This window comes from Methylobacterium sp. A52T (assembly GCF_053346095.1).
Genome location: NZ_JBKFBI010000199.1, coordinates 1 through 8,027 on the forward strand (window position 1 = coordinate 1; position 8,027 = coordinate 8,027).

5 protein-coding genes and 1 rRNA gene are annotated in these 8,027 nt (G+C 72.3%); 2 read left to right on the forward strand and 4 right to left on the reverse strand.

Annotated elements, in window-relative coordinates; genetic code table 11:
- A 16S ribosomal RNA gene (locus ACLBYE_RS28345) occupies positions 1-66 on the reverse strand; the annotation flags it as partial.
- A 603-nt stretch (positions 67-669) separates the two neighbouring features.
- Here ACLBYE_RS28345 and ACLBYE_RS28350 point away from each other — a divergent pair.
- Entirely contained in the window at positions 670-2,694 is a 2,025-nt protein-coding gene (locus ACLBYE_RS28350; RefSeq protein ID WP_103986087.1) for a M23 family metallopeptidase, read from the forward strand.
- A gap of 17 nt (positions 2,695-2,711) precedes the next feature.
- On the opposite strand, the gene gluQRS is transcribed toward ACLBYE_RS28350, so the two are convergent.
- The 3 genes from gluQRS to ACLBYE_RS28365 are packed head-to-tail and all read right to left on the reverse strand — an operon-like array spanning position 2,712 to position 5,948.
- Positions 2,712-3,575 carry a tRNA glutamyl-Q(34) synthetase GluQRS gene (gene gluQRS, locus ACLBYE_RS28355; RefSeq protein ID WP_447696713.1) on the reverse strand — a complete coding sequence of 288 codons (864 nt, stop codon included), beginning with the start codon at positions 3,573-3,575 and terminating at the stop codon, positions 2,712-2,714.
- Positions 3,576-3,591: 16 nt separating this feature from the next.
- Complete coding sequence (locus tag ACLBYE_RS28360) at positions 3,592-3,873, reverse strand: hypothetical protein (protein WP_447696714.1); 282 nt, start codon at positions 3,871-3,873, stop codon at positions 3,592-3,594.
- Positions 3,874-3,917: 44 nt separating this feature from the next.
- Positions 3,918-5,948 (reverse strand): ATP-binding protein, encoded by a 2,031-nt coding sequence (locus tag ACLBYE_RS28365; protein WP_447696715.1) that lies wholly within the window; start codon positions 5,946-5,948, stop codon positions 3,918-3,920.
- Between the two features lie 222 nt (positions 5,949-6,170).
- Between ACLBYE_RS28365 and ACLBYE_RS28370 the strand changes: the two genes are divergently transcribed.
- A complete protein-coding gene (locus tag ACLBYE_RS28370) occupies positions 6,171-7,814 on the forward strand; it encodes a GMC oxidoreductase (protein ID WP_447696716.1) in 1,644 nt (547 codons plus the stop codon).
- The last annotated feature ends 213 nt before the right edge of the window (positions 7,815-8,027 follow it).

An 8,027-nucleotide genomic window follows, 5' to 3' on the forward strand; every position in this document is an offset into this window, starting at 1 on the left:
CTCGACTTGCATGTGTTAAGCCTGCCGCCAGCGTTCGCTCTGAGCCAGGATCAAACTCTCACGTTGAAGAGAAAGATCCGGCCGATCACGTGTATTCTCAGACGGAGCCTCACATCGACCAAGCATCCAGACGCTTCACAGCGCCAGATACCCGTCGGTGAGCTCAGAAAGAAGAACAACAGATCGGCACAAGTCTACTCACGCCAGGCCTCTCGACCCAGCCGCAAGGACAAACGCCGCCCGCGTCTCCCTTCCTCAATTCCAACTTGTCAAAGAGCGCCCCGGCATCCCAGGGCTCATCAAAGGCAAACAGAAGACCGCCCGGCTATCTCGCCGGCCAATCCCGCCGCTTGTCAGAAGATGGCTCAGCGCCCGGTCCACTTCCGCGGCCGGCGCCGATGAGCCGGGGTATAGATCCACGGTTCCCGGCCGTCAACACCCTTTTTGCCGACCGGCGCGGCAGGCCGTCCGGGAGCCTGGCGGTGGATCATCGCTGTCTTTCCCGCGCCCGGGCTGGCGCTCGCGAGCCACACGCCTCAATCTCGACACGCTGGGTCGTGAGATGAGATTGCCGGGCGCGGATGTCGCCTCCGGTATGGTCGAGCCCGGCCTCAGCGCCGCGGATCCCGCGGGAACGCCCGTTCGCCATCGTCTTCTCAGGGCCTTCGAGTGAAGCGCGAGCGACTCAAGATCGGCGACGTGGCCGCCCTCCCCCCGGCACGCGGGGTGCACGAGCCTCTCGACCATCTCGGCGCGACCGCGACGCAGATCGACCGACGCGCCGTCAACCTCCGCTGGCTCTGCGCCAGCAGCCTCACCGGCCTGACCGGCGCCGGCCTGATCGCGGCGGCGCTCCACGTGTCCCTCCAGGGCGACGTTTCCTTCGCGGCCATTCCCGAGAAGGCGGCGATCATGCCCCGCCCCCAGCCGAGCGAGAGCGGCGCCAACATCGCCCGCAAGGGCGACCGGCTGGTGCGCAACCTCATGATCGCCTCGGCCAAGCAGAGCTTCAAGGCGCCGGTCACGGTCCGCCTCGGCGACCGCGAGATCATCAAGGCCAAGGCCTTCGTGCGGCTGACGACGCCCCTATCGATGACGACGGGCGTCTACGCCGCCGAGCCGCCCCGCTTCGACCCCATGAAGTTCGTCTCCGACGAGCCACTGGAGCGCGCGCCCGATGCGTCCGCCGACGCCCCCAGCGCCGAGGTCACCGTGGTCAAGCGCGAACTCGCCGACGCTGCCGTCGACGCCAACGCGCCCGCCCTCAGCGACGACGACGTCACCGCGCAGGTCGAGGAGGAGCGCCGCATCGCCGCCGAGGCAGGGCGCCGCGCCGCCATCCCGATCGCCCCGCAGATCATGCTGTCGCGGACGCTCCAGCAGGGCGCGGCCGGCGACGGCGACGGCGCGGCGCCGAAGGACGCGAACCCGTTCAAGTCCATCGAGGTGCTGGTCGTCCCGGAGAACGTCACGAAGGTCGCCAAGGTCGAGCTGAAGGCCAACGAGGCGCCGCTCGTGGAGGAGCGCGATCTCGCGCTGAAGCGCGGCGAGACACTGGAGACCACGCTCAAGGCCACCGGCCTCGCGAGCGACGATGCCGTCCGCGGCATCGTCGCCGCGCTCGGGGGCAAGACCCGCACCGCCGCCCTCAACGAGGGGCAGCCGATGCGCGTCCAGGTCGCCCCCGGGCCCCGTCCCGGCGATCCCCGCCAGGTGACGCGCGTGGTGCTGTACGGCGAGAACGGCATCGAGGGCATCGCGGCCCTGAACGACCGCGGCGCCTTCGTGTCGGTGGCGCCCCCCGCCGAGGAGGCCCCCTCCCCCAAGGGACAGCCTCAGGCGGAGGCCGGCGAGGACGAGGACGAGGATTCCGGCTCCGGGCCGCGCCTGTACCAGAGCCTCTACGAGACGGCCGCGCGCCACGACCTGCCGCGGGCCACGGTCGAGGATATCGTCCGCGTCTTCAGCTACGACCTCGACTTCCAGCGCCGCATCGGCAGCGGTGACGGGCTCGACGTCTTCTACAGCACCGACGACGAGGCCAGCGCCGATCGTCCGGACCTGCTCTACGCGGCGCTGACGCTCGGCGGAGAGACCCGCAAGGTCTACCGCTTCCAGTCGCCGGACGACGGCACGATCGACTACCTCGACGAGCAGGGCCGGTCGCTGAAGAAGTTCCTGCTGCGCAAGCCCATCGCCGACGGGATCATGCGCTCCGGCTTCGGCTACCGCCGCCACCCGGTGCTGGGCTACGCCAAGCTGCACACGGGCGTCGACTGGTCGAACCCCATCGGCACGCCGATCATGGCGGCCGGCAACGGCGTGGTGATCCGCGCGGAGATGACCTCGGGCTACGGCAACCGGGTCGAGCTGCAGCACGTCAACGGCTACGTGACGACCTACAACCACATGTCGCGGTTCGGCCGCGGCATCCGCGAGGGCGTCAAGGTCCGGCAGGGCCAGATCGTCGGCTATGTCGGCTCGACCGGCCTGTCGACCGGCGCGCACCTCCACTACGAGGTGATCATCAACGGCCACTTCGTCGACCCGATGAAGATCCGCGTTCCCCGCGGCCGGGAGCTCGACGGGCGCCTGCTCGCCGACTTCAAGCGCCAGCGCGAGCAGATCGACGCCACCATGCAGAAGTCGAAGAGCGCCACCGCCCTCGCCCAGCGCGACGCGGCGGTCCGCTGAAGGGAGCGCGCGGCCGTTCAGGCGAAGCCGAGCCGGGCGCGGACAGCCTCGGGCGTCGCGCCGGCCTGCCGGAGATCGGCGAGGGATCGCGAGCCGCGCGACTTGGCCAGCTTCTCGCCCCCGGTATCGAGCAGCAGCGCGTGGTGGCGGTAGCGCGGGACCGGCAGGCCGAGCAGGGCCTGCAGGAGGACGTGCAGGTCGGTGGCCGCCTCGAGGTCGCGGCCCCGCACCACGTGGGTGATCCCCTCCGCCGCGTCGTCGTGGACCACGGCGAGGTGGTAGCTCGTCGGCACGTCGCGCCGGGCGATCACCGCGTCCCCCCAGCGTGCCGGATCCGCCGCGACCCGGTGCGCGCCGGCCGCGTCGAAGGCGACGTAGCCGTGGGTCGGGCCGGCGCGGCGCAGGGCGGCCGCCATGTCGAGCCGCCAGGTATGCGGGTCGCCGCGGGCGATCCGGTCCGCGGCCGCCGCCGGGTCCAGGTGGCGGCAGGTGCCGGGATAGAGCGGCACGCCGTCCGGATCGCGGGGGCCGTCGCCGCCGGAGGCGACGCGCGCCCGGATCTGGCCGCGGGAGCAGAAGCACGGATAGGCGAGCTCGCTCTCGATCAGCCCGTCGAGGGCGGTCCGGTAGGCCGCCATATGCCGGGACTGGCGCCGCACCGGTTCGGGATAGGTCAGCCCGAGCCAGGCGAGGTCGGTGACGATCGCGTCGACGAAGTCCGGTTTCGAGCGCGCGGGATCGATGTCCTCGATCCGCAGGCGGCAGACGCCCCCCATCCGGTCGGCGAGGTCCGCGTTGAGCAGCGCCGAGTAGGCGTGGCCGAGGTGCAGACGCCCGTTCGGGCTCGGCGCGAAGCGCAGCACCGGCGCCGCGGCGGTCACGGACCGGTCCGGCAGGTCACCCGTCCCGGCGGGTCAGGCACTGCGGCGCGCCGGGCTGGCAGGCGATCCCGGGCAGCGAGCAGGCCGGCCCCTCCGCCAGGCGGCGGCAGACCTTGCAGCCGTCGGTCCACTCGAGGCAGGCCGGATCGTCGGCCGCCGACACCGCTGGCGACGCGTGCCGCGCCGGCGCCAGGGCGCCGATGAGCACGGTGGCGATCACGAGGAAAGCGATGCCCCAGGCGGCAAGCGCGCCGCTCGACGAGCGCGGTGCGGGCGACGGAGGGCTGACGGTCGACATGGGCCTCCTGTTGGCGCGGGACCCGCCCGCCTGTCAACGCGGGCTCAGGCGGCCCGCGCGGATCGGCGCTCCAGCAGCGGCGGGAGCAGCTTCAGATTCAGCGGCTTGGCCAGGAACCCGTCGAAGCCGGCCGCCCGGGCGGCGACCTCGTCCTCCCGGCCGGCATTCGCGGTCAGCGCGACGAGGTGGAGGCGGTCCGCGCCGCCCGCTTCGGCGGCGCGGATCCGACGGGCGGTCTCGTGCCCGTCGAGGCGGGGCATCCGCACGTCGATCAGCGCGAGGTCGAAGGGGCCGTCCGTCTCCAGCCGCGCGAGGGCCTCGAGGCCGTCGACGGCGTGGACCACCGTGGCGCCGAGCCGCTCCAGCGCCCGGGTCGCCAGCAGGGCGTTGATCGGGTTGTCCTCGGCCAGCAGGATCCGCAAGCTGGAGCCGACGCGCGCCGGCTCCGCCGCCGGCGCGGCCGCGGCCTCGACCGGGCCCGTCGACGCGAGCAGGCGCTCGAACAGGGAGCGCGGCCGGACCGGCTTGATCAGGTAGCCGTCGAAGCCCGCCGCGCCGGGGGACCCGAAGCCGCGCCGGTCGAACGGCGAGAGCAGCACGAGGCTGGTGCGGACCCCGCAGGCGCGGGCCGCGTCGGCGATCTGGCGCACCGCCGCGTCGCCGAGCGCCCGGTCGGCCAGCACCGCGTCGAAGGCCGCGCCCGACAGGGCGTCGAGGCCCGATTCCAGGCTGTCGACGATCACGGTGGCGGCCCCGGCCCGGGACAGGCTGCGGGCGAGGTACGGGGCCTGGAACGGCGAGTCGGCGACGATCAGGCAGCGCCGTGGGGCGAGCGTCGGCAGCGGCGCGCGCCCGCCATCCTCGGCCGCCGCGACCTCGGCGAGCGGCAGCAGGACCCGGAAGGTCGAGCCCCGGCCGAGGCGCGAATCCGCCTCGATCCGCCCGCCCATGCGGGTCACGAGCCGCCGCGTGATGGCGAGGCCCAGCCCGGTGCCCTCGTGGCTGCGGCTCGCGCTGCCGTCGCCCTGCTCGAACTCCTCGAACAGGATCGGCAGCCGCTCCTCCGGGATCCCCGGGCCGGTATCCGCCACGGCGAGCACGACCTCGCCGCCGGTCCCGGCCCGCGCGAAGCTCAGGCTGACGCCGACGCCGCCGCGCTCGGTGAACTTGATGGCGTTGCCGGCGAGGTTGATCAGGATCTGCCGCACCCGGTCGGCATCGCCCAGCACGGCGGCCGGGAAGTCCTCGGCCACGTCGAGGGCGATCTCGATGCCCTTGTCCTGGGCGCGGGGCGCCAGCAGCTCGACGACCCCCTCGGAGAGCGCCGGCAGGTCGAAGGGCTCGGCCGCGAGGTCGAGGCGCCCGGCCTCGATCCGCGAGAAGTCGAGGACCCCGTCGATCAGGCCGAGCAGCGCCTGGCCGCTGGTGCGGACCGCCTCAACGTAGGTGCGCTGCTCCGGATTCAGCTCGGTCCCGAGCACGAGGTCGGCCATGCCCAGGATGCCGTTGAGCGGCGTCCGCATCTCGTGGCTCACCGTCGCCAGGAAGCGGGATTTCGCGACGCTCGCCGCCTCGGCGCGCTCCAGGGCCGCGTCGCGGCTGCGGATCGCCTCGACCCGCGCGGTCACGTCCCGCCCCGCGCGCAGCCAGTGCGTCGCGTCGCCGTGCGCCACCGGCATCTCCACGAAGGCGAACCAGCGCGCCCGCCCGTCCGCCGTCCGGACCTGCGCCTCCAGGCGGCGGACCCCGTCCGGCCCGATCTCCACGGCGTTCCGGTCGAGGATCTCGAGATCGTCCTGGGAGCCGATCAGCGCGATCGGCTCGCGGCCGAGGAGGCGGGCGAAATCCTCGTTGGCGTAGGTGATGCGCCCGCGGGCATCCCGCTGGACGATGATCTCGGTGGTGGCGGCCACCAGGGCGCGGTAGCGGTCCTCGCTCTCGCTGATCCGCCAGAGGCGGTCCTGCAGCCGCTCGGCCTCGCGCTCGGCGCGGCGCGTTCCGAGCCGGCGCCAGAGGCCGAAGGCCAGTGCGGCCGCGGTCAGGAGCGCCAGGACAGGCGCCAGCGTGTCGATCATTCCGGCCTCCCCGGCATCGGGCCGGTCCGCCGCAGGATCGCAGCCGAAGCTGAAGGCGGCGTTGGGAAAGGCCCTTAACCGCCGGTTGCGGACTTCGCGGAGCCCGCGGCGAAATCCGCGGCGGAGTCCGCGACGCGGCGCGGGATCAACGGTACCGTGCGGTGATCCGAGAAGCGGCTCGCGAGTTGCCTGCCAGGACGCAGGTCCGGACGGAGACGGTACATGCCCGGTGAGCACTACGACGTCATCATTGTCGGGTCCGGTCCCGGCGGCGGCACGATGGCGTGGCGCCTCGCCCAGACGGGCAAGCGCATCCTGCTGATCGAGCGCGGCGACTACCTGCTGCGCGAGCCGCGGAACTGGGACAGTCAGGCGGTGATCGTCGACGGCTACTACCAGGCGAAGGAGACGTGGTACTCGTCCGACGGCAAGAGCTTCCACCCGGGCCTGCACTACTACGTCGGCGGGAACTCGAAGTTCTACGGCTCGATCCTGTTCCGCCTCCGCGAGAGGGACTTCTCCGAGATCCGCCATCAGGACGGCGTCGCGCCGGCCTGGCCCGTCGGCTACGACGTCTTCGAGCCGTACTATCAGGCGGCCGAGGAGCTGTTCCACGTCCACGGCCTGCGCGGCGAGGACCCGACCGAGCCCTGGTCGACGAAGCCCTACGCCCATCCGCCGGTGGCGCACGAGCCGCGGATCCAGGAGCTGTTCGACAACCTGAAGCGGGCCGGCCACCACCCGTTCCACCTGCCGGTGGGCGTGCGGCTGGTGGAGAAGGACGGCCGCGCGGTGCCGACCTCGCCCTGCATCAAGTGCGAATCGTTCGACGGCTTCCCCTGCCCCACCAACGGCAAGTCGGACGCGCAGACCATGGTGGTCGACCCCGCCCTGCGCGACTGCCCGAATCTGACGCTGCTCACCCGCACCTACATCGAGCGCCTCGTCACCGACGCCTCCGGCCGCACCGTCACGGGCGTCGTCGGGAACCGGGACGGCGCGCCGTTCGAGGCCTCGGCCGACATCGTGGTGGTGGCCTGCGGCGCCCTCTCCTCGGCGCTGCTGCTGCTGCGCTCGGCCAGCGACCGCCACCCGAACGGCCTCGCCAACGGGTCGGATCAGGTCGGGCGCAACTACATGCGCCACAACAACTCGACGGTGCTGGCGATCTCGAAGGTCCCGAACCCGACCCGGTTCCAGAAGACGCTGGGCCTCAACGACTTCTACTTCGGCGATCCGGACCCGAAGGACGGCTGGGACTTCCCGCTCGGCCACATCCAGATGGTCGGCAAGTCGGATGGCGCCCAGATCCACGGCGAGGGCCTGCCGGGCTTCCTGCAATGGTTCCCCGACAAGCCGTTCGACTGGATCGCCAAGCACTCCGTCGACTTCTGGCTGACCTCCGAGGACGTGCCGCTGCCGCAGAACCGGATCTTCTACAAAGGCGGCAAGGTCCATCTCGACCTCACCGAGACGAACGTCGAGGCGCACAAGCGGCTCCGGCACAAGCTGCGCGAGATCTGCAGCTTCACCGACATCCACCCGCACCTGTTCGACCGCTCGCTCTACCTGGGCAAGAACGTCCCGATCGGCGGGACGGCCCACCAGGCGGGGACCCTGCGGTTCGGCGCGGATCCGAGGACGTCGGTGCTCGATCCGAACTGCAAGGCGCACGAGTTGGACAACCTCTACGTGACCGATGCCAGCTTCTTCCCGTCGATCGGCGCCGTGAACCCGACACTGACCATCATCGCCAACGCCCTGCGGGTCGCCGATCATCTCGTCGCCCGGATGGGCGCCCGGGACGCGATCGCGCCGCCCCGGCTGTTCGACCACACCGAGCCGCGCGAGCCGCTGCCGGCCTGAGGACCGGCGGGGCGCGGACCATCGCTCTCCCCTGCCCGCCCCGAGTGCCGGCTGCGGACATGCGTGATCGTCCCCGCGCGCCGTCTGGCGCCGGGGGCATGGCCCGGGAGGCGAGCACGAGGGACGCGGGACGCCGCGGGAACCCAGGTGTCGGCCAAGTACGCGCGGGATCCGATCCCCGCGGCGCCCCGCGGCACCGGCCGGGCATGGTCC

Bases quoted from the DNA above. Each gene is read 5' to 3' on its own strand.
- ACLBYE_RS28360 (WP_447696714.1), bottom strand. From the start codon at position 3,873: ATGTCGACCGTCAGCCCTCCGTCGCCCGCACCGCGCTCGTCGAGCGGC.
- ACLBYE_RS28365 (WP_447696715.1), bottom strand. From the start codon at position 5,948: ATGATCGACACGCTGGCGCCTGTCCTGGCGCTCCTGACCGCGGCCGCA.
- ACLBYE_RS28370 (WP_447696716.1), top strand. From the start codon at position 6,171: ATGCCCGGTGAGCACTACGACGTCATCATTGTCGGGTCCGGTCCCGGC.